Below are 19,955 nucleotides of genomic sequence, written 5' to 3' on the forward strand. Positions count from 1 at the left end.
CTGATCCGCTTCTAGTGATCGTGGCTCGCGCCGGACTTGTCGATGTCCGCGCGGATGAGGAAGGCGCCATCGGTGACGTACTCGGTTCCGGGCTCGAGGCCCCCGAGGACCTCGGTCCATTCAGGGGTGCTGCGTCCCAGTTCCAGCATCCGCACCTCGTAGGTATTCCCGACCTTCGCGAAGACGACGGTGAAGTCCCTGAACCGCTGGAGGGCCTTGGTGCGCACGGCCAATGGGGCTTGCTGGGTCGCCACCTGGAACGAGCCCTCGACGCCCATACCCGGGCGGAAAGTGGCTGCGGCGCTTGGCGGCAGGTGAACGTGCGCCATCAGGGTCTGACTGGACATGTCAGCGGTCGGCAGAATGGCCTCTACAGGCGCTACGAGGCGGCTTTCGCCCGAGAGAGTGCGCACCTCCACCTTTTGGCCGACGCGGACGCGCTCGGCGTCGCGCGGATAGACGAAGAATTCCGCGTGCAGCTTGGTGGGGTCGGCGATGACGAACAGCGCCTGGTCGGAAGCCACATCGCCGACATTGGCGTTCTTCTGGACGATGACGCCGCCGATCGGGGCCGGGATGGCGTAGGTCTGCAGGCTCTGGCTCGACTCGACACGGGCCAGGACCTGCCCCTTGCGGACCTGCTGTCCCAGCTGGCCGGTCATGGCCATGATCCGGCCAGGGTACCAGGCGCGGACGTCCCCCTCTCCTTCCGGAGTAATCTCGACCCGCCCCGCCATATCGACGAGCTCGGCCAGCAGCACGGGACCCGCGCGCTCGGTCTTCACCCCGCCAGCCTGCGCCGCCTCCGCGGAGATGGTGGTGCGGCCTTCATAGGAGGGGGTAGGCCCATTGATGGGTTCGGCCCCCTCGACTGCGCGGACCTTCACGTCGAATGAGTGGGGCTCGGTGACCACGCCATTGCCGCGGAGGTAGTCGGACTGAGGCGCGAAGGCGAACTGATCAACCCGGCCGCCCAGGCGGGCGAGTTCGACGGTGAGCTGGACTTGCCGGGGATCGATCGGCTTGTCTTTGCGGTAGGCGTAGACGTGAAACTCCGGATCCACGCCCTCTTCGAAGATGGTCATCTCGACGGCGAAGTCTCCGTCCCGAAGCATGCGGCCGCGGTGAGGCCCGCGCTCGTAGTCTGCGGCCGCGGCTGCGCCGTGCTCGGCTCCCTCCGCCGGCGTCTGTTTCCCATCCCCACAGGCTGCGAGGAGAGCGGCGGCCGTGATCAGGAGCGCAAGGCGCGACAGCCGATTGAGTGCATAGGCGTTCATCAGCGACGCTCCGCGTTCGAGGTTGAAGACGAGATCCCAGCGTGGCGGCCGGTGAGACGGTCCAGGGCGGCCCGCTCGACGTGGTACTGCCGCAGCACGCTGACGCGCCGAGCCCTGGCCTCGGCCAAAGCTCGCTCGGCCTCGGTCACATCGAGGTACTGGAACCCTCCGCGGTTGAAGCCTTCACGCACCTGCTCGACCGACCTGATGGCAGGTGGGATGACTTCCGCCCGGATGCGTTCCGCCTCGGCCGCGGCCGCCGAAATACGTACGGTCAGCTGAGCGATCTCGCGCTCTCGCGTCAGACGAGCCGCGGCGATGTCCGCCTCAGCAGCCGTTCGCTCGGCCTGGGCGCGCTCGATAGCCGCCCGATTGGTGTCGTTGCGCCGCAGCGGGATTGTTCCGCCCACCACAAAGGCCACGTTCGCGCCATCGCCCAAGTAGCGGACTCCAGCGCGTAGAGTTGGATCAGGCACAGCGCGCGCCTGCTCCACCCGGATATTGGCGAGCGCAATATTCCGCTCGGCTTCAAGCAGGGCGAAGTCCGGCGTGGTGAACATGGAAGGAACGACGGGAGCTTTGGCGTCGAAGAATGGCTCTAAAGCCAGACGGAAGTCAGGCTGGCCGCTCCAGAACCGTGCAAGCGCCGCCCGAGCGTTGTGGGCGCGGTCCCGAGCCTGATCGCGTGCGATCTCCGCCTGAGCCGTCATCATGTCGGCGCGCGAGCCGGCGAAGAGCGGATCGCGGGCGCTCTTCACGCGCCGGTCGATGTCCGCCTGGGCTTGGCGAGCGGCGATGAGCCTGGCCTCGGTGATCAAAAGCTCCGCTTCGGCCGCCGCCGCCTCTGCGTAAGCGACCTGCACGTCACGAAGGACGTCCAGTGTGCGGACTTGGCGTCGCAGCCGCGCGGCCTCGATCTCAGCCCGCGCGCGTCCCGTCCGGGCCTCGCGCTTCCCCCGCGCTCAAGCGTCTGCTGATAGCTGAGCGTCGCCTCGGTGCGATCCAGGAGTGAATAGGCGCCGGTGCCCGCGAAATTCTCCAGGTCCAAACCGAGGGTGGGATTCGGCCTCACCCCCGCTTGCCGCAGATTAGCTTCGGCGGCCGCCAAGCGGGCCTCGGAGCCGGCAATGGTCGGATCAGCCGCGAAAGCCCTGGCGAGCGCCTCCGACAGGCTGAGAGCGGGCGGCTCGGCTTGCGCTCGCGCGGCAGCGGGCGCGCTGAGGCCTAGGATGAGGGTGGCGGCGAACGCCAGCCCAAGCCGCGAGCTCGCGCGACGTTGGAATCTGAATGACATCTGTCTCTCGAAGCATGGGGGATCAGGCGCGCGCGGCCTGATCGCCGCGCTATGTCAGGCGAAGACTTCGAGAGGCATCTTGGGAGGGCGTTCTAGCCCAAAGATCATGCCGGCGGCCGGCGGAGCGTCATTTGGCGCACGGAGCACCAGGGACTGGCCTTCGACCGCCGGCACAGCGTCCGCTCGAGGAAGCAGGGGAGACCTGGGGCCCGTCGCTGTGGTGATGATGGGCCGGGGCGTCTCCAGCGCCATCAGCCGGAGCCTCGGCCTGCGGTTCGTGGTCGTGATCGGCGCCGTGATCGTCTTGGTCGAAGTATACCTGACCGGCCAGGGAGACGGCCGGATGGTCTATCGACAAGCTGTGCTGGGCTTGGTCCAGGGTCGCGATCGGCGCCTGAGAGACAAGCACGGCCGTCAACGCCACGCAAAGCGTAGCGAGGAACGTCCTTAGCTTTCTGGCTCGCAGCGCTACCACTCAGAACTCCTGGCAGGCGTTACTAGGTTGCGCAGCCTGCGGGTGCAAGAACAGTGACATGCGACTAGACGCCCATTCTCGGCCACTGATGGTGGAGATCATCAATGACGAAAGCATGTACGTGTTCGGACCGCCCGACGGCCCGGGAATCCTCACGCCAATGAGGATGGTCAGAGGGCAGTTCGGTGTGAGTATGCGCGAGCTGATCGGGATCGCGCGCCGGCCATACCTTCAGACCAATGACCACCCCGGCGAGCCAGATTAGAGCCAGCGCCACGAGGTCGCGGACATACCCAGCGCCGCGCCGAGGCCGCCGGCGACTGTAGGTCAACAGCCAGCAGGCCGGTACGCCCGTGAGCGTGCTGACAACGGCGCCTATAAGATCGTCTGGTCTGCCGCCTCGGCCGACGGCCACAAGATGACCGGCGAAGGGGCCTTCAAGGTCGGCTGACGTGCTCGAGCCTGCGGTGATCGTCCTCAGGCTGGTGCAGTACGCGGGAGCGATGTTCCTCATGGGATCGTCGCTCTTCTTTATCTATGCCCTCCCCTCCGCAGGTCCCGGCTCCCGCCGCGGAGGCGCCCTGGGCCCGCAGGCTGCTGGCGAGCGCCGGCGCGCTGCTGGCGCTCGCGACGCTGCTGTGGATCGCCGCCCAGGCCAGCGTGCTGGCCGGATCGATGGTGGAAGGCCTTAAACCCGAAGCGCTCGGCGCGGTGATGACGAGCAAGGATCTCGGCAAGGCGGGAATTCTCCGGGCGGGCGTCGCCTTCCTGGCCGCAATACTGGCCATGATGCTGAGGCCGGCGCGCGCCAGTTGGGTCGTCGCGGCCGCGCTTGGGACCGTCGCGACCGCGACCTTCGCCTGGATGGGTCATGGCGCGGCCACGGAGGGGCCACGCATGTCCAAGATCTATGACCACCCCGCCCCGTTGCACCTGGGCTGGAACCTACAAGAGAGAAACTAGAAGCGCGCCGTCAGCCCCACTTTCACTGCTGTCGGCGAGCCCGGGGTGATATTGTTGTTGCTGTTGGCGTAGAGGAAGTAGCGCTTGTCCAGCAGATTCTCGACGTTCACCTGGGCCGTGATCTGGTCGGTGACGTCATAGAACACAGCCGCATCTAGACGGGTGAACCCGGGCATCACCACCAGATTGTCCGTCGAGGCGTAGCGCTTGCCTTGGTAGATCGCCCCGAGCGCGACACCCAGTTTCGGCGTCACCTCGTACCGGCTCCAAAGTGAGGCGCTGTGCTTGGGCATGTTCGGCAGGTTGTTACCGGCCCGGACGGTGCCCGAGACGTTGTCGAGGAACTCGCCGTTGGACAGGGTGTAAGCCGCGACGAAGCTCAGCTGCTCATTCAATTCGCCCGCCGCGCTCAGCTCCACGCCTCGCGTGCGCTGCTTGCCGATCGGCACGGTGGGCGACGCCGCATTGCTGGGATCGGAGAGCGCCAGCACGTTATCGCGGTCCAGCTGGAAGACCGCCGCAGTTACATTGAAAGACGGGTTGATGTCCCACTTCGCGCCGAGCTCGTAGTTCTGGAATGTCTCGGGATCTAGGTTTTGATTGCTGATCGATAGGCTGGTGAGCTGGTCGCCGCCACGCGGCTGGTAGGTCTTCGAATAGCCGGCATAGATCGATGCGTTCTGCACCGGCTTCCAGATCACCCCCACTCGCGGGGACCAGAGCGTGTCGGTCACATCGAATTGCCGCTGCTGCCCGGCCGGGAAGCCAACCACGCGCCGGTCGGTCACGCGCGTGCGGAAGTCCTCGTAGCGAACGCCCAGCACCAATTTGAGGGCCTCGGTGAGGCCGATCTGGTCCTGGACGTAGCCGGCCTTGACCGTCGCGACACCCTTGTTGTCGCCGCTCGACGCAGTCTGCGTCCACGTCAAGGGAAGCCGGACGTTAGAGGCGGAGATCGGCACGGTGACCGAGGCGGCGTTGCCGGCGAAGCGCCCTTCGAAGCGACGGTTATCGGTGATCTGGTGCCCGTATTCCGCACCGGCCAGCACCAGGTGTTCGATCGTCCCGGTGTTGAACGTCAGGGTCAGATCGGTCTGGCTGATGAAGTTCTTGCGCTCCATCGCGTTGTTGTAGGCCGAAAGGGACACCGTCGTCTGGGCGGCGTTCACTTCGCCCGGGAAAACGTTTTGGTAGAATTTGTCATAGTTCGCCCAGCGCGTGCGATTTCTGATCGACACGTTGCCGCTGAACCTGTGCTCGATGAAGATGTTCGCCGCGTCGGTGTCGGTCCACGTGGGGCTGTTGGATGGATCGCCGAAGAACTGGCCCCGCGGAGTCTTCAGCGGTTTGGTCACCGCCAGGCCGGCCCCGCGGAACTGCGCAGGCACACCACGATCGGCGATGCGGTTGTCTTCGAAATGCTCATAACCGATCTGCACCTCGGTGGCGTCGCCGAGCCGGAACGACCCCGTCGGATTTACACCCCAGCGCTCATAGTTGACTCCGTCACGATAGCTACCGCTGTCCTGATAGACGCCAATGATACGGACAGCCACGCGGTCATTCACGGGAAGTCCAAGGTCGCCGCTGATCTAGCTTGTGGTCGTAGCCGCCCGCTTCGAGGCGGAGCTCGCGAACGGACTGCCAGCCGGCGACCTTCGTCACCCGATTGACGACGCCGCCGATGCCGCCGCGCCCGAAGATCATCGCGTTGGGACCCCTGAAGATCTCGAGCCTTTCGATGTTGTAGAGATCGCGATAGGTCTGGACGTCATCGCGCACGCCATCGACGAAGAAGTCGCCCGTGGTGGCATTGCCGCGGAACACCAGAGTCTCCCGGTTGCCCTCCCCTTGCGCTGAGAAGACGCCCGGAACGTATCGGATCGCCTCGCCGATATTGCCCGCCGCCTGGTCGTTGATCTGTTTGATCGAGACGACGGTGACAGCCTGCGGAACGTCGATCAGCGCGGTGTCCGTCCGTGTCCCCGTGGTGCTTCCCGTCACCTTGTAGCTGGTCTTGGATTCCTGCTCGCGGGCTTGAGCGGTCACCGTGACACCGCTGAGGGTATTTGCGTCAGAGGCCGCGTCGGCCTGCGCCACCCCGGTCCAACAGACTGCCGACGTCGCCGCCAGCAGAGCCACACGCCGATGACCCCGCCCCTCCGCCACTCCACTCATAGCCGATCCCCCGCGCTCAATTGCGACTGCGAATAGTTCTCAATCGTACCCTGCGGAGCTAGTCAAGCGTGAATGTAGCTGGAGAGGTCGGGGCGCACGGCTGGTAGTTCGAGCCGCGCCCCCACAGGCGCGCCGGGTGAGCGTCCAGATGTCAAATCCGCACGATGATGCCTCGGCATCGCAGGTAGGCCGCCACGCTCCAGGTGAAGCCAACCAAGCCAACGAAGGACAATACAACCGCGAGCAGGGTCTCAGCGCCGGAGCGGGGGCCGGCCAAAAGCAGACGCGCGGCGGCCGCGGTCATAGCGGTAAGCACGAGCGAATGGAGGATACCAGGACACCCCGCCGCCGGCGAAGCGCACGTCGAAGGCGCCGAGGCGTCGTGACCAGCCGGCTCACATGTTCGGACTGGACTGAGCTACGTGCTCGCGCGCCTGCCGGCGCGCTCGAACAAGCTTTCGGCGGATCGCCCGTGCGCCGGCCGGCCGGGCGGGGCGGTCGCTGCGCTAGCTGAGGGCTGCGCGCCTGCCCTTCGGCCGGCCTCTAGTCGGCGAACTCAGCGACATCTCTAACCGGCGTAGACATTTTGATTGTAGCCGCAAAGTGCAACTGTCAGTGCCGCGCGATAAGAGACACCCGCCTGCGCTCAAGCTTGTGGAAGGTGACGCGATAGATGCCGGCCAGGCCATCAGGATGGCCGTGTGATGACTGAACTGGCGCCTTGGATCGCGGCTTCCGACCGGTCGGTGTTCGTGGCGACCGGGCCGATGTTATGCAGCGCCGAAGGATCCGATGGCTGGGCCGCAAGAACCTTTCGGCTGCGTTTTTCCCAGCTCGCGGGAGCGCTCTTGATTCTCAAGCGACTTGAGCATGTATCTTGTTGTTGAGATTTATTCTCATGAATCCCCAGGACACTTCGATGTTGGCGCTCGCACGCCTCCTTCTTGCAGTTGCCTTTGTCGGAACCGCCCAACTACCCGACACCGTCATGGCACAGAACGCGCCCCCCTTCGGCGGAGGTCGCTTGGCGCCTCTTGGACTATATCGCCGTGGATTACCCGGGCGCAGTCTCCAAGGGCAGCATCATCAGCGAGGCCGAGTATGCGGAGATGCGGGAATTCTCCGCCTCCGTACGCAGCCGTATTGTGACCCTGCCGGCCAGTCCCGCTAAGCCGCAGCTCCTTGCGGAGGCAAACGCGCTCGTTGCATCGGTCGATCAACGGGCCGAGCCTGCGGACGTGGCGCGACGAGCCCGACCCTCGCGACGGATCTCCTGAAGGCCTACCCCGTGCCGCTCGCGCCGCAGGAGGCGCCAGACCTCACAAAGGGCGCGGCCCTGTACGCCGAGCAGTGCGCGTCCTGCCATGGCGCCGCCGGTAGGGGTGACGGCCCGAACGCGAAAGAGCTTGAGCCGCCGCCAATCGCCTTCACCGACGTGGCGCGCGCAAAGGAGCGGAGTCTCTTCGGCCTCTACCAGGTGATCGGACAGGGGCTCGACGGCACGGCCATGGCGAGCTTCGCCCACCTCCCGTCTGAAGACCGCTGGGCCGTCGCCTACTATGTGGGGAGCTTTGCCTACTCGCGAGACGACGAGCGCGCCGGCGAGCAGGCTTGGCGCGCCGAGCCGCAGTTGCCAGCCGTAGTCCCCGACCTGCAAGTCCTGACCCAGACCACGCCTGCAGCATTGGCCGCTCGCGTGGGCGAGCCGCAGGCCACCCAGCTCATGGCTTATTTGCGCCGCCATCCCGAGGCTGTAGCGCCCAAGTCGAATGGCGGGCTGGACGTCGCGCGCCGCAAACTCGCCGACAGCCTGGCGGCCTACCAGGCGGGCGACCGCAAGCGGGCAGAGGAGCTGTCGCTGTCCGCCTATCTTGACGGATTCGAGCCTGTCGAACCTCTGCTTCGGGTGCGCGACGGCGCTCCTGATGGCCAAAGTCGAGGCGACAATGGGCGAGCTCCGGGCGAGCCTTGCCCGCGGCGCGCCGTCGGCCGAAGTGACCGCGCAGGTCGGTGAGCTCAACGCATTGTTCGATAAGGCCGCTGGCGCGCTCGCCCCAGAGCAAGCCAGCGCCGCCTCGAGCTTCCTCGGCGCCTTCACCATTCTGTTGCGCGAAGGAGTCGAGGCGCTTCTGATCGTGATCGCGATGATCGCCTTCCTGCGCAAGACCGAGCGTCAGGATGTGCTGCCCTATGTCCATGGCGGCTGGATCGCCGCACTTGCGGCAGGGGGACTTACCTGGGCGGCGGCGACCTACCTCATCTCGATCAGCGGGGCGAGCCGTGAACTCACCGAGGGCTTCGGCTCGCTGGTCTCCGCGATCGTGCTAATCTCGGTGGGCGTGTGGATGCATGGAAAGGCGCAGGCGGGCGCGTGGCAGGCCTATATTCGCGACAAGCTGTCTTCGGCGCTCTCGAAGCGGTCGGCCTGGTTCCTGTTCCTGCTGGCCTTCGTCGTCGTCTACCGGGAAGTGTTCGAGACCATCCTCTTCTACGCCGCCCTTTGGAGCCAGGGAGGTCAGCTCGCGATGGTGTCAGGGGCGAGCCTGGCGGTCATCTGTCTGGCGGGGATCGCCTGGGCGCTGCTGAGCTATAGCAAGCGCCTGCCCATCGCGCAGTTCTTCTCCTATAGCTCGGTCCTCATCGCCGTGCTGGCCGTGGTGCTCGCAGGGAAAGGCGTGGCGGGACTGCAGGAGGCTGGGATACTGGGCGTGCGCCCCCTTCCCCACCTGCCTCGAATCGAGGTGCTCGGCGTGTTCCCGACCTGGGAAGGGCTCCTGGCTCAGATTCTGACGCTGACCGCGGTCCTGGTCGGCTTCCGGGCGGCGGGGCCGGCGGGCCCAGGAGCCGCGGCGCGGGCCTAGGGACGTTGGCCACCGTGAGGCGGCCGGATCAGAGCAGAAGCAGTCGGAGGCTTCTGGCTAAAGGCGCTTTAGAATGGCCTTCATCTGCGCGATTTCGCGCTTCTGGGACTCCACGATCCCACTAGGGCCGAAGCACAGTTGACGGATCTCAGCGTCCTTGATCGACGCCTGGCCGCACATCAAAATCGCGCCGGAGTGGTGGGGTATCATGGAGCGAACGAACTGTCGGTCGCCGACAAACCCTTGGGCGCGAATTCCTGCCAACGAAAGAACGAATACGGCGGCAAAGACGACGTATAGGCCAACATTGAGTTTGGTGTTGCGATACATCGACTTCATCGTCAGCAGCATCACTGCGGCCATCGGCGCCCACATCACCAGCGCCATGTAGAAGAAGTTGATGTTCTGGACGAACTCTCCCCAGCTCGAGATCATCGCGAACATTGCAATATACATGATGACGAGGCTCAAGGCGAGATTGAGCGCGAGCATCATATAGTGATGCTGTATCATCTGGCGATCCATTGATCCTTCGATCTTATGTTCTGTCCGCACGTCCCTCTCCTATCGCGCTCAATTTCTAGATTGTGGCTTCGCCGTAGATGTGCGGCTACAACGCGGCATTATCGGAAGAGTTCAATCACAAGGCCCAGCTTTGGACTCCACACGCGCACGTGGTGGCAAAGGGATCGTCGGAAGAGTTGCGATCGCAGGCTCTAATCGATCGCGATCGGCTGTACGCCGATGAGGTCGACAACAAGCGGCGATCGTAGGCAGCCTATGTCAGCCTGGCCAGTGCGCGGTTCTCAGCACGTATGCGCACCCAAAGCATGGCGGCGTTCAAGGCGGAGAATATCAGGGCGTAGGTCGGCAAGCCGAAGGCGATCGGCAGCACCGCAATCTCGGCGACAACGACGGCATAGTTCGGGTGGGACAGGACGCGATAGGGTCCGCGCCTCACCAGGGGTGCGCCGGGAAGTACAATGATCCGGGTGGTCCAGCGATCTCCCAGCGTTGCGATGACCCAGATCCGCAACAGTTGCAGGAGCAAGAAGAGGCTCAGCCAAAGCGGCGCGACCGGCCGGTCCCAGGCCATCATCCAAAGACCGATCAGCCAGGCGGCGTGCAAGGAGACCACGATAGGATAGTGACCAGACCCCATCTCGACGCCGCCTCTGGCCAGGAGCCTTGCGGAGTTCCGGCGGGCAAGGAGAAGCTCGGCGATCCGTTGCAGGGTCACGAGGGCCAGGACCGTGACGGACAGGGTCACGCCGCGCGATCCAGGGTGACGGTGCTCGCGGTGAAGCCTGGTCCCAACGCCGTGAGAACCGAGCGCGGCGGCATGCCAGAGCGCCGAACGCGGTCGAGGACGAACAGCGCGGTCGGGGCGGACATATTGCCATGGTCAGCCAAGACCTCGCGTTCTCGATCCAGGCCGCCCTGCGGGATCGACAGCGAAAGCTCCAGCGCCTCGATCACTTTCACGCCGCCGGGATGGCAGATGAACCGGTCTATGTCCTCGACCTCTAGATTCTGGCCGCCTAACATCGACGCCATGGCTGGCCGCAGATTGGTTTTGGCGAATGGCGGGATCGCGCGTGCGAAGATCACCCCGAGGCCCGTCGGCTCGACCCGCCACCCCATGACATCGAGCGTGGCGGGCCAGGTATGCTCGGCGATCCCAGTCACCTGGGCGAAACCGCCCTCCCCGGCCCGGACCACGCAGGCTGCAGCGCCATCGCCGAACAGCGCCGTGGCCACGATGTCGGCCTTGCTGAGGTTGTCCAGCCGGAACGCAAGGGAACAAAGCTCGACGGTGACGAAGAGGACGATGGCGCCTGGAGTCGCCGCCGCGAGTTTGGCGGCCAGAGCAAGACCGGTCGCGCCGCCGGCGCAGCCGAGACCAAAGACCGGCACACGGGCGGCGTCGGGTCGGAATTTCATGCGCTCCATCGCGCGCGCCTCCAGACTGGGCGTCGCGATCCCCGTAGACGACACCGTGACGATGACGTCGACGTCGGGGCCGGCGAGCCCCGCCTCGGCCAGCGCCGCGGAGGCCGCCTGCACGAACAGGTCCGTCGCGCCATCGAGGGTAAGCTTCGGTGCGTTCGGGCCAGCCCCGGGGCTCGAAGTACCATTCGATCGGCCGGATCACCTGCCGGGTACGAACGCCGGCCGAGGTGAAGACCGGAGCCATACGCTCGAACTGCGGAAACTTATCGTAAAACAGGTCTCGCGCCGCCTGCTCCACTTGCGCTTGCGCCAGCGTTAGGCGGGGACGCCGTTGCGAGCGACAAGAGGGCCACGGGAGGCGGCATGAACTGTGGAATCCTGCGCATGACGTCGTCCGACCTCGACGACGGATTAGGCAAACAGATCGCAGCTCGCAGGGTTTCCCGAAGTGACCGATGATCGCAGACACCGTCTTCGCAAATCGACGCCGGAGGACTGCGCAAAGCAAGCCGTTGCGTAGGCCCAGATTGGAGGGTGGCTCGGCGTTCGAATACTCGGTATGGCAACTTTGTTGTGTGGTTCTGAGGGGGAGAAGCCGGTTGTACGTATATCCCTTAGATATGGAGAGGTTTCATGCGTTCCAATCGTTTTGCACTTCGCGGCGCGTCCGCGATGTTCACAGTGCTCGCCCTGGCGCCCGCGCCCGGGTTCGCTCAGTCCACCGCTCCTGAAGCTCTGGAAGAGGTGGTCGTCACAGCAGAGAAGCGCGAGACAAATCTGCAGGACACGCCGGTCGCCGTCACGGCGGTCACCGGCGAGACCCTTCGCGCGCTCGGGGTCTCCACCCTCGAGGATCTGCAGGTCTTTACGCCGGGTGTCACCATCACCAACGACTCGATGGCGATCGTGAACATCCGAGGCATCGGCACCTCGGCCTTCGGTGTCGCCACCGACCCGAGTTCGACGGTCCACTACGACGGCGTCTATATTCCGAGGCCGACCACTAGTTACCAGGACATGTTCGACGTGGAGCGCATCGAACTGCTCCGTGGTCCCCAGGGCGTTCTGTTCGGACGCAACTCCGCCGGCGGCACGCTGAACATCACCTCGCGGGCGCCACGTCTGAGTTGGAAGGATACTCAGCGCGACGGTAGGCAACTACGATCGACGGACATTCTCCGGCTCCGTGTCCGGGCCGCTTGGCGAGCGCATCCGCGGCCGCCTGACCGTCCTCAAGAACGATCGCGACGGCATCTACGACAATCCGAAGACAGGCGAAAAATACCAGGACATCGACCGTTTCGCCGCGCGCGCCACGCTCGCAATCGACCTCGCCGAAAACTTCGATCTGACGCTGCGCGCCGACTATGGCCGCGACCGCGAGACGGGCTATCCGTCCATTCGCCAAAGCTACCCGGCGGACTTCGCGCGGGCCGGCGCGACCATCCCGCGCGGCGAGGACGAGCTGATCCTCGACACGCGACCGCGCAACAACGTGGAGAACGGCGGCGTCTCGGCGACCGCTACGTACGTGACGGCTCCCGTGACCCTGAAGTCGATCACTGCCTATCGCGGCAGCACGGTCAACCAGGTTCTCGACGTAGATGCGACGGACCTCTTCCTACGCAACATCACCCTCTACGAACGGTCGCGCTCCTTCACGCAGGAGCTGCAGCTTAGCAACAACGAGCCTGAGCGCCTGGAATGGATCGTCGGCGCCTTCTACCTGCGCGAAAAGGCCCGCGACCAGCTGCAGATCCTGGAGCCCGCCCGCACCCTCGGCCTGCCCGAAAGCAACGTCACCAATGCGCTGGCGGCCTACGGCCAGGCCACGTTCCGGCTGACCGATCGGCTCCGGCTCACCGGCGGCGCCCGTTATAGCTACGAGGAAAGGATTTCGCTTACCGCGTCCTTTCCGGAGGACCGATGTGGGCGGTGAAGCGGCCAAGGCGTCCTGGCGTGCATGGACCCCGAAAGTCGGGATTCAGTACGACGTCAGTGAAGACGTGATGGCCTACGCCTCCATCACGCGCGGCTTTAAGTCGGGAGGCTTCCAACTTTGGGACGGCCGGCCGTTCCGGCCGGAGTATATCTGGAGCTACGAGGGCGGGGTGAAGTCCATGTTCTGGGGACCGCCGTGTCGGGCGAACCTCAGTCGTCTTCTACTACGACTATACCGACCTGCAGGTGGTTGAGTACATCAACGGGGTGGCCACCACCACCAACGCCGGCAAGGCCACCCTGAAGGGCGGCGAGCTGGAGGTTACGGTGAGGCCCGTCCGCGGCCTCGACCTGAACGCGACGGCGGCTACCTCGACGCTGAGTACGACCGCTTCTTCGACAATGGGGTCAGTCTGGCCGGGAACATCCTGCCGAACGCGCCGCGGTGGAACTTCACAGGGGCCGCACAGTACCGGTGGGAGTTCGTCGACGGCACAGCCTGACCCTGCGGGGCGACATCGCCTGGCGTGATCGCGTCCAATTCAAGCCGAACACCTGCGCCAAGTTTTCGGGCGAGCCGTACACGCTGCTGAACGCCCGGGCGACCTTTGCACGGCCGGCGATGTCTGGGAGGTGGCCGTGTTCGGCCGCAATCTTACCGACGAGCGGTACGCGACCTACAAGATCGGAACCAGACGCCACCGGAATCTCGAACCCGGCCCTGCCGCTCGCCGTCTACGAGAGCCGCGGCAATATGGTGTGCAGCTCGTGCGCCGGTTCTGCTTCTTGCCCCCTCCGCCCTCGGCGGAGGGGATCTTTTGGGTTTCGAGAAACAGATGCAACATCACCATTTTGCTGCGTTCGCGATCTTGGCCATCGCCGCTCCGGCTGGCGCAGACACAGGCGGCGCAGCTGGCGGCCGAGGTTCTGCAACGTCCTCGACGCGTTCACGACGCCCTGAGCAACGCGAGGTTAGAGTTGGCGCGGCTCTTCACCCCCGGACGCCGCCGTCCTCGCAAAGCGGGCGTTACGAGGGGCCGATCGGTCAATACCTGAACCATCATCTCGGGCCGGAGCTCGCCGCATTCGACAGTTTCGAGATCAAGAATCGCAAGGTGGACATTCAGGTGCTGGGCGAGGTGGCGTGGGCCCGCGAGGAACACGGCTACGTCATCCGCGCCAAGGGCCGCCAAGGCGTCATCGAACGGCGCGGGTGAGCACGGCCGTCCTGGTGCGAAGCGCCTGGCGCCTGGCGCATCGCACAGCTTCACTGTCCTCAAAGGGCCCTGAGAGCGACCCGAGCGCGCCTCCATGCTGTGGGAGTGAAGCAACGTCCGCTCCCGGATTGATCGGAAAGTGCCGACGGGCGGCGGGAGCCGGCGCTTGTGCGCGTCAATTCTGCCTGTCCGCGTCGCAGACGCGAAGAACCAGCCTGGATCGTGAGCCTCTGAAGGCGGCGCGGTCCCGGTTGCTCGACCCGACCGGGGTATTGACGCTCGCGCATCACTCCCGGTCAAATCTCAGAGCCCGACGTGGGTCGTGCTAAACCTTGATGTCGAGCGTGCCCGCAGGCTTGCTATTGTGCGAGGTCTCGCCAGTGGCGTGGCTCGTCCCCAGGCTTGGCCGGCGGCTGGGTTTGCTGCGGCGCCCGAGCGGCGGCCTGCGCCAGGGCGGCAGAATTCACGGCGCTTGCGGCGGAGACGTTCATCGGAATGTTCCTTCCTCGTTGTGCTCTTGCTGAGCTCAGGAATCTAGCGGGAGCGCACTGAAGAAACAGTGAATGGCCCCCACTATTCATGGTGCGCGTCTTGGCAGAAGACGCATGCTCCACGTGCCCACAAAGGGTCAGGCACGCCTTCGGGTCCTCGCCAATCTCTAGCGATGCGGCGCTATCACGGCGGGAGCGCGCCGACGTTTCGCGTTTCAGCCCTCGTGGCGTCCATTTCACCAGCCCTTCAGCGGCGACACCATGGGTTGGCCCTGCAAGCAGGCAAGTGGTCTGTTGAGGAAGTGGCAGCCCAATCCCTGCCCATCAACGGGGCCGACGGTAAGGTCCGGCGCGCAGTCCGTCACTAGAGACTGCGATTCACCGTGAATGAAATGCCGCGCTAGGGCGAGGGGTATCCATCTCGCCGCGCGTAACAACCTTCAAGGAGCGAGATTGCGGCCGGGAGCCCTGGGCTGAACGGGCGATCTCTGCGGCAGGAACGGCAAGCGATGAAGCGCACCATCTTTGCGCTGGTCCTGTGCCTCGGCGCCGCTACGGCTGCGAGCGCGCACCCCGGGGCCGGGGACGGACCGTGCCGATCCCCTAAGCCGGCAAGCCGGCCCGCGCCACGTCCGCAGGGCGATCTCGCCCCCGGCGGCCCCGCCATTGAAGATGAGTGGAGATCCGCGGCGTCGGCCTGGTGCGAGCCATCGATGCAACGGCAGGCAGGATCACAATCGCCTACGACGCCATCGAGCCGCTGAACTGGCCCGCAGGGACGATGGCCTTCGCCGGGCAAGAGCGCTCTTCTGAATAGCGCTACGGTAGGGGACAAGGTCCGCTTCAGGTTGGAGAGCCAGCAGATCACCGAACTGACCCGCTTCTGACGCTACGCCTCAGCGTCGCGGCGCAGGGTGACCAAGATCGAGCGACGCAAACAATGGGAGAGATGATCAGGCGGCACGGTTCGACGAGACCGTCGTTAGGTCCCTGACCGAAGACACGAGGTGAAGGTGGACGCCGAGGCGTCCGACAGCAGACTTCGCCCGATCAGCCGCGGCTGGGGATGATCGGGCCTTCGCCCTGCTCGTTCGTCGCCATAAGGATGGCCTCTACCGGCTGCTCCGCCGCTACACCGGGGACGCCGACGAAGCTTACGAAGCCGTGCACGAAGCCTTCATCGCCGCGTGGAGCGCACTGAAGCGCTACGATTCGGAGCGCCCCTTTGAGCCTGGCTGCGCACGATCGCGATCAACAAGGCGCGCGACCGTGGCCGCCGATAGGTGGTCCGTCGTGTGATCTTCGGGTCGGGCGGTCTCGAGGATACCGAGGCGCTGAGCGCGCCCGACCCGTCGCCCAGCGCCGAGGCCGGCGTTTTGGTGGACGAGCAAGCGATGCGGCTGGACCGCGCCATCGCGCGGTTGCCGGCGCCCCCTGAAGGAGCCGCTTTTGCTCACCGCCTTCGAAGGTCTGAGTCATCACGACGCCGCCCAGATCCTCGGCGTCTCGATCAAGACCATCGAGACGCGCGTCTACCGGGCCCGCAAGCTGCTGGCCGAGCAGCTCGACACCGACATGCGGCCCTCCGCTAGGTAAGCCGGTGGGAGACTTTCTCGAGCGCGGCGACCCCGGACCCGAAACGGGCTATCGCCTCTCGATGCTGCTCCAGGGCGCTATACGGGAGATACCGCACGCTGAGGTCGGCGATCCGGCTGGAAGGCCGGTCTGGCGATCTGCGCCCGCACGTCGGCTTCGCGCTTGTCGGGCGCGACGAGGAACAGGCTGTGAAGTCCGCTCGCGTCGCCGCCCAGCGCCAAGTCCAGCATTCGCACGATCCCCGAATAGATCGAAGTCGTGTGCTCCACCTCGAAAGCCGCCACGATGGACCCAACCCTGTCGAGCCAGAGCACATCGATGAGCCGAACGGCCTCGGCGCCGGGCCGACTGTCGAGGACGCTCGGCAGCTCTTCCAGGCAGTGATCGCCCAGGCGACCGGGCCCAAACGGGCAGCCCACGATCGTTCTGCGCGATCCATACCTCGTAGCCGAGCGCGCGCGCCAGATCGCGAAGCCGCCCTGGATTTCCGTGTGGGTCCGCGCGTCAGCCTCGGCAGCCGAGGTCTGACGGCCTGCGCGCGAACCCTGGCCAGATCCGCCTCCCATTCGGTGCGCGCGGCGGTGTCGTTGGTGCGTGGCGGCGGCGCATGAGCCCTTATGCCCAGGTCGAAGCAGAACGCCGCGCGGCCGCGCCGCGGTCGTTGGACAGCTGGTCGCAGTAACTGCGATTAAGGCGATCCAGGCCCTGCCGCATCGCCAGGTACTCGTCCCAGCGCCCAAGCTTCACGTTGGCGCCAGTCAAGGCGTTGTAGCCGCGCACGATCGCCGTGTTGAACGGCGGCGCGATGGTCGGGTGCGGGAAGTAGAGTATGTTGGCCACCGCTGGGCCCAGACCCATGATCTTCGGCGCATCGATCCGGTGGATCTCCACCAGGACGTGCTCTTCAGTGTCGCAACAGACGCAGGCGTCCTAAAGTTGGCCGAACGCTGCGCTGGTTGCCCGGGTGCTCATAGATGTCAGGGATGCGCAGCTTGGGCTTCCACAGGGAAGGCATGGTCCGCCCCTTTGAAGGCCTGCCGCTTTGCTCGCGATCGAATGGACAGCGGTCTCAGAGACGTCCGCGATAAGCGACGCCGAAAGCGCTCGGCCTCGATCTCGGCGGCCACCTGTTGGACCGCGCCGGATCGACCGGAAGTTCTTCCAGACGGTCCTCCCAGAGGAACCAGCTCTGATCGGCGCCTGCCGGATGGTTCCGCCACCGGCTCAACAGTTCACGTGTCAACTCGTCCGGACAACTCTATTCCCCGCAGGCGCGTGTTCGCTGCACCGGAAACTTCCAACCACAAGCTCTCCCCCTGCTGAAAAAGGAACTTGATGGTTTATCTCGGCCAATGACCTCGGTCATGGTCGCGGCCCCTGCTCGCCGCTCCGATGAGCGGCGTCCGCCCCTGATCGGTCCCCGGCCCCTCGCTGATGGCCGCATCTCAACCCGCGTTCGGGGGCGGCGACTGTCGTCGCGCCTTCCATGCGGCTCTGAAGGCTTGAGGAGGGGACGCTTCAAAGGCCGCAGGTCTGCTTGATGACGCCGTCCTGATCTTTGAGGCCGGCGGCGCGGGCTTCAAGATCGGACTACGCGGCCCACCATCTGGCCGACGCGGCCTTCGCCAAACTGGCTACGGAAACCCTGAACCGTCGCCAGCGGCGGCGACGGCAACCGGCAGCGACGACTATCTGACGAAGCCATTTTCGTTCCGGGAACTGATGGCGCGGATCGCTTCCATCGTCCGACGGGGTTCAGGCGCGACCACAGCCACGACGACCCTGGTGGGCGATCTGGGCTGGACCTCTTGGCGCGTTCGGCCAAGCGAAAAGCCCGGCGTATCGAGCTACTCAACAAGGGTTCCCAACTCCTTGAATACTTCATGCGCCATGCTGGCCCAGGTGGTGACACGCACCATGCTTCTCGAAGCCGCTTGGGACTACAACTTCGATCCGGGGCCAACGTCATAGACGTCCATGTGAGCCGGCTCCGCAGCGAGCTTGAGCACGGGAGGAGCCGCCGCTGCTGCATACGGTCCGCGGGCCGGGTTCCAGCTTGACGCGCGTTAGCTAGGCGCCGACCGCGAGGCGGCGGCGTTCCGCGCCCTGTGGATCACGCTGATCGCCGTGGTCTCCGACCGTCGCGGCGCTGAGCGTCCAGCACTTTCAGACTGTCCGGGTGTTGAAGATCGAACTCAAGCACCTGCTCAAGGGGCGAAGGCGGGACGCGCTCGTCCTTCGCTATCGTGATGGCGGTCCTGGGCGGCCTCGCTAACTATATCGAGCGAAACAGACCCGGACGCGGCGACGCGACGTGGTCTACATGGTCTCCGATGGCAGCCGGGCGGCGTCCTGGCGGGCAATATTAATGCTTTGGTCTGGCCAAGCGGGCTTGTGACCGAGCACCTGGCCATCACGACCGTGCAGGTGCGGCGAGGCAGTCGGGTCCAATCGCGACGGATCGAGGCCGAGGTCCACACCTCGGGCCCGGCACTGGCTCTTGGTCGGGACACCCTGGCGGACAGCCGCCGCGGCGACGTCGCTATTGGATGTCGCTCGCGCTGTCGGTGCTGGCGACCGCCGTGCTCGGGCTGAGCCTTGGTTGGCTCGTCAGCCGGCGTATTGCGCGTGGTGCGGGCGGCGGCCAGGCACGGGGATCGATTCCTCAGGGGTGACTTGGATGAGCGGCTGAAGGTCTCGCCCCGCGACGACGAATTCGATCGCCTGGCCGGGTGTTCAACGCTAACCTCGACGCGGAATCCGACCACTGCATGGTCCGTTCGCTCCGCGCCGCCACCGATGGCCTGGCGCACGACCTGAAAGACGCCGCTGACACGGATCAAAGAGCGCCTGGAATTGGCGGCGCTACGCGGGCAGGAGGTTCCCGCAACAGGATATCCTGTCGGAGACGGCGCGCGATCTCGACGCCCTCTTGGCGTTGGTGAACGGGCCTTTTGTGCTGGCCAGGGCGGACGCATTTACGGCCGAAATAGCTTCGTGGCTGGCGACCTCGCGGCGGTCGCGCAAGAACCTACGACCTCCTACCGCGCCGCTTGCGGAGGATACCGGGCAGCATCTCCTCCTTCAACTCTCGCCGCGCGCGCGGTTTCGAGCCTCCTCACTCCACGCGACCGCCAACCTGATCGCTAACGCCATCTGGTACGGGAGCCCAGGTGGGCCAGATCGTCGTCGCCACGGGATCGAAGGTGCAAGCCCAGCAGCCTGACCATTGGCGATCAAGGGCCGGGGATCCACTTTTAAGATGAAAACTGGGCCGTACAGCGCTTCAACCGGCTCGACGAGAACCGCTCGACGCCCGGCAGCGGCCTGGGACTATCCCTCGTGGCGACCGTCGCGCCAGCCATCGTGGCCAACTCGTGCTGGCGAGCAGCGGCGGACAGTAAGCCCGGGCTCAGAGCGGGCTGCGTTTGCCACTGGAGGCGGGCCGGGACCTACGCACCGCGCGGCTGGAGATCACCGGTGGGAACTGCCCGTGTGATCGGAACGGAAGGGTGAAGCGCGCGCCCCATCCGCCATAGGTGCGGTTGGGCTTTTCCCTGGAAACGCCGTATGGACGGGCGGGGCCGACCGCAGAATCGTAGCCGTGGCGGGCGCTGCTTAATCATAACGAGCGCCGCCGTAGTAGGCGCGATCGGCCTGATACGGTCTCGCGGCCCCATAAGGGTTTGCGCTATAGGCGCTGGCCGAT

At 65.4% G+C, this 19,955-nt stretch carries 21 protein-coding genes and 2 pseudogenes; 14 read left to right on the forward strand and 9 right to left on the reverse strand.

All coding sequences use genetic code 11. The annotated features are described in order from the left end of the window. Window positions 1-11 precede the first annotated feature (11 nt). Together LRS10_RS24055 and LRS10_RS24060 are read right to left on the reverse strand one after the other, a co-directional pair. Window positions 12-1,277, reverse strand: a pseudogene (locus LRS10_RS24055) (efflux RND transporter periplasmic adaptor subunit). Beyond that, entirely contained in the window at window positions 1,277-2,194 is a 918-nt protein-coding gene (locus tag LRS10_RS24060; protein WP_374571528.1) for a TolC family protein, read from the reverse strand. Before LRS10_RS24060 ends, LRS10_RS24055 begins: the two are co-directional and overlap by 1 nt. Before the next feature lie 594 nt (window positions 2,195-2,788). Here LRS10_RS24060 and LRS10_RS24065 point away from each other — a divergent pair. The 3 genes from LRS10_RS24065 to LRS10_RS24075 all read left to right on the forward strand — a co-directional run bounded on the left by LRS10_RS24065 (window position 2,789) and on the right by LRS10_RS24075 (window position 4,009). Continuing rightward, window positions 2,789-3,022, forward strand: coding sequence for a hypothetical protein (locus tag LRS10_RS24065; RefSeq protein WP_257839565.1), 234 nt, complete (start codon window positions 2,789-2,791; stop codon window positions 3,020-3,022). A gap of 313 nt (window positions 3,023-3,335) precedes the next feature. Then, window positions 3,336-3,497 (forward strand): copper resistance protein CopC, encoded by a 162-nt coding sequence (locus tag LRS10_RS24070; protein WP_257839684.1) that lies wholly within the window; start codon window positions 3,336-3,338, stop codon window positions 3,495-3,497. An 86-nt stretch (window positions 3,498-3,583) separates the two neighbouring features. Next, window positions 3,584-4,009, forward strand: coding sequence for a hypothetical protein (locus LRS10_RS24075; protein ID WP_257839663.1), 426 nt, complete (start codon window positions 3,584-3,586; stop codon window positions 4,007-4,009). On the opposite strand, the gene LRS10_RS24080 is transcribed toward LRS10_RS24075, so the two are convergent. After that, a complete protein-coding gene (locus tag LRS10_RS24080) occupies window positions 4,006-5,565 on the reverse strand; it encodes a TonB-dependent siderophore receptor (RefSeq protein WP_257839664.1) in 1,560 nt (519 codons plus the stop codon). The genes LRS10_RS24075 and LRS10_RS24080 overlap by 4 nt on opposite strands. 4 nt (window positions 5,566-5,569) lie before the next feature. Beyond that, window positions 5,570-6,109, reverse strand: coding sequence for a TonB-dependent receptor plug domain-containing protein (locus LRS10_RS24085; protein WP_257839665.1), 540 nt, complete (start codon window positions 6,107-6,109; stop codon window positions 5,570-5,572). Window positions 6,110-7,221: 1,112 nt separating this feature from the next. On the opposite strand from LRS10_RS24085, the gene LRS10_RS24090 reads away from it, so the two are divergent. Genes LRS10_RS24090 through LRS10_RS24100 form a run of 3 tightly spaced genes read left to right on the forward strand, consistent with a single transcriptional unit; the run spans window position 7,222 to window position 9,048 of the window. Continuing rightward, entirely contained in the window at window positions 7,222-7,464 is a 243-nt protein-coding gene (locus tag LRS10_RS24090; protein ID WP_257839666.1) for a hypothetical protein, read from the forward strand. Window positions 7,465-7,475: 11 nt separating this feature from the next. Then, entirely contained in the window at window positions 7,476-8,201 is a 726-nt protein-coding gene (locus tag LRS10_RS24095; RefSeq protein ID WP_257839667.1) for a c-type cytochrome, read from the forward strand. Continuing rightward, window positions 8,113-9,048: an FTR1 family protein gene (locus LRS10_RS24100; protein WP_257839668.1), complete on the forward strand. Its 936-nt coding sequence runs from the start codon at window positions 8,113-8,115 to the stop codon at window positions 9,046-9,048. Before LRS10_RS24095 ends, LRS10_RS24100 begins: the two co-directional genes overlap by 89 nt. Window positions 9,049-9,105: 57 nt before the next feature. On the opposite strand, the gene LRS10_RS24105 is transcribed toward LRS10_RS24100, so the two are convergent. The 3 genes from LRS10_RS24105 to LRS10_RS24115 all read right to left on the reverse strand — a co-directional run bounded on the left by LRS10_RS24105 (window position 9,106) and on the right by LRS10_RS24115 (window position 11,121). Continuing rightward, window positions 9,106-9,603 carry a DUF305 domain-containing protein gene (locus LRS10_RS24105; protein WP_257839570.1) on the reverse strand — a complete coding sequence of 166 codons (498 nt, stop codon included), beginning with the start codon at window positions 9,601-9,603 and terminating at the stop codon, window positions 9,106-9,108. A gap of 223 nt (window positions 9,604-9,826) precedes the next feature. Next, complete coding sequence (locus LRS10_RS24110; protein ID WP_066686105.1) at window positions 9,827-10,318, reverse strand: isoprenylcysteine carboxyl methyltransferase family protein; 492 nt, start codon at window positions 10,316-10,318, stop codon at window positions 9,827-9,829. Next, entirely contained in the window at window positions 10,315-11,121 is an 807-nt protein-coding gene (locus tag LRS10_RS24115; protein WP_308238052.1) for a 3-oxoacyl-[acyl-carrier-protein] synthase III C-terminal domain-containing protein, read from the reverse strand. Before LRS10_RS24115 ends, LRS10_RS24110 begins: the two co-directional genes overlap by 4 nt. A 552-nt stretch (window positions 11,122-11,673) precedes the next feature. Here LRS10_RS24115 and LRS10_RS25585 point away from each other — a divergent pair. The 7 genes and pseudogenes from LRS10_RS25585 to LRS10_RS24705 all read left to right on the forward strand — a co-directional run. Then, a pseudogene (locus LRS10_RS25585) lies at window positions 11,674-12,084 on the forward strand (TonB-dependent receptor plug domain-containing protein); the annotation flags it as partial. A 103-nt stretch (window positions 12,085-12,187) separates the two neighbouring features. After that, window positions 12,188-12,940 (forward strand): TonB-dependent receptor domain-containing protein, encoded by a 753-nt coding sequence (locus tag LRS10_RS24120; protein WP_257839670.1) that lies wholly within the window; start codon window positions 12,188-12,190, stop codon window positions 12,938-12,940. After that, window positions 12,930-13,196, forward strand: coding sequence for a TonB-dependent receptor domain-containing protein (locus LRS10_RS24125; protein WP_257839671.1), 267 nt, complete (start codon window positions 12,930-12,932; stop codon window positions 13,194-13,196). The genes LRS10_RS24120 and LRS10_RS24125 overlap by 11 nt, the downstream gene beginning before the upstream one ends. Window positions 13,197-13,760: 564 nt before the next feature. Then, window positions 13,761-14,159 (forward strand): hypothetical protein, encoded by a 399-nt coding sequence (locus LRS10_RS24130; RefSeq protein ID WP_257839672.1) that lies wholly within the window; start codon window positions 13,761-13,763, stop codon window positions 14,157-14,159. A gap of 1,191 nt (window positions 14,160-15,350) precedes the next feature. Further along, entirely contained in the window at window positions 15,351-15,467 is a 117-nt protein-coding gene (locus LRS10_RS25590; RefSeq protein ID WP_374571539.1) for a copper-binding protein, read from the forward strand. 302 nt (window positions 15,468-15,769) lie between these two features. Further along, the gene (locus tag LRS10_RS24700; RefSeq protein WP_308238053.1) at window positions 15,770-15,949 is read left to right on the forward strand and encodes a sigma factor; all 180 of its coding nucleotides are present in this window, start codon (window positions 15,770-15,772) and stop codon (window positions 15,947-15,949) included. A gap of 150 nt (window positions 15,950-16,099) precedes the next feature. Next, window positions 16,100-16,246, forward strand: coding sequence for a sigma factor-like helix-turn-helix DNA-binding protein (locus LRS10_RS24705; protein WP_308238049.1), 147 nt, complete (start codon window positions 16,100-16,102; stop codon window positions 16,244-16,246). Between the two features lie 77 nt (window positions 16,247-16,323). On the opposite strand, the gene LRS10_RS24140 is transcribed toward LRS10_RS24705, so the two are convergent. Together LRS10_RS24140 and LRS10_RS24145 are read right to left on the reverse strand one after the other, a co-directional pair. Further along, window positions 16,324-16,665 (reverse strand): hypothetical protein, encoded by a 342-nt coding sequence (locus tag LRS10_RS24140; RefSeq protein ID WP_257839673.1) that lies wholly within the window; start codon window positions 16,663-16,665, stop codon window positions 16,324-16,326. A 196-nt stretch (window positions 16,666-16,861) separates the two neighbouring features. After that, window positions 16,862-17,137 (reverse strand): hypothetical protein, encoded by a 276-nt coding sequence (locus LRS10_RS24145; protein WP_257839674.1) that lies wholly within the window; start codon window positions 17,135-17,137, stop codon window positions 16,862-16,864. Window positions 17,138-18,054: 917 nt separating this feature from the next. On the opposite strand from LRS10_RS24145, the gene LRS10_RS25595 reads away from it, so the two are divergent. After that, the gene (locus LRS10_RS25595) at window positions 18,055-18,306 is read left to right on the forward strand and encodes a winged helix-turn-helix domain-containing protein (RefSeq protein ID WP_374571524.1); all 252 of its coding nucleotides are present in this window, start codon (window positions 18,055-18,057) and stop codon (window positions 18,304-18,306) included. The last annotated feature ends 1,649 nt before the right edge of the window (window positions 18,307-19,955 follow it).

It is taken from the genome of Phenylobacterium sp. J426, from assembly GCF_024699945.1.
Classification (GTDB): domain Bacteria; phylum Pseudomonadota; class Alphaproteobacteria; order Caulobacterales; family Caulobacteraceae; genus Phenylobacterium.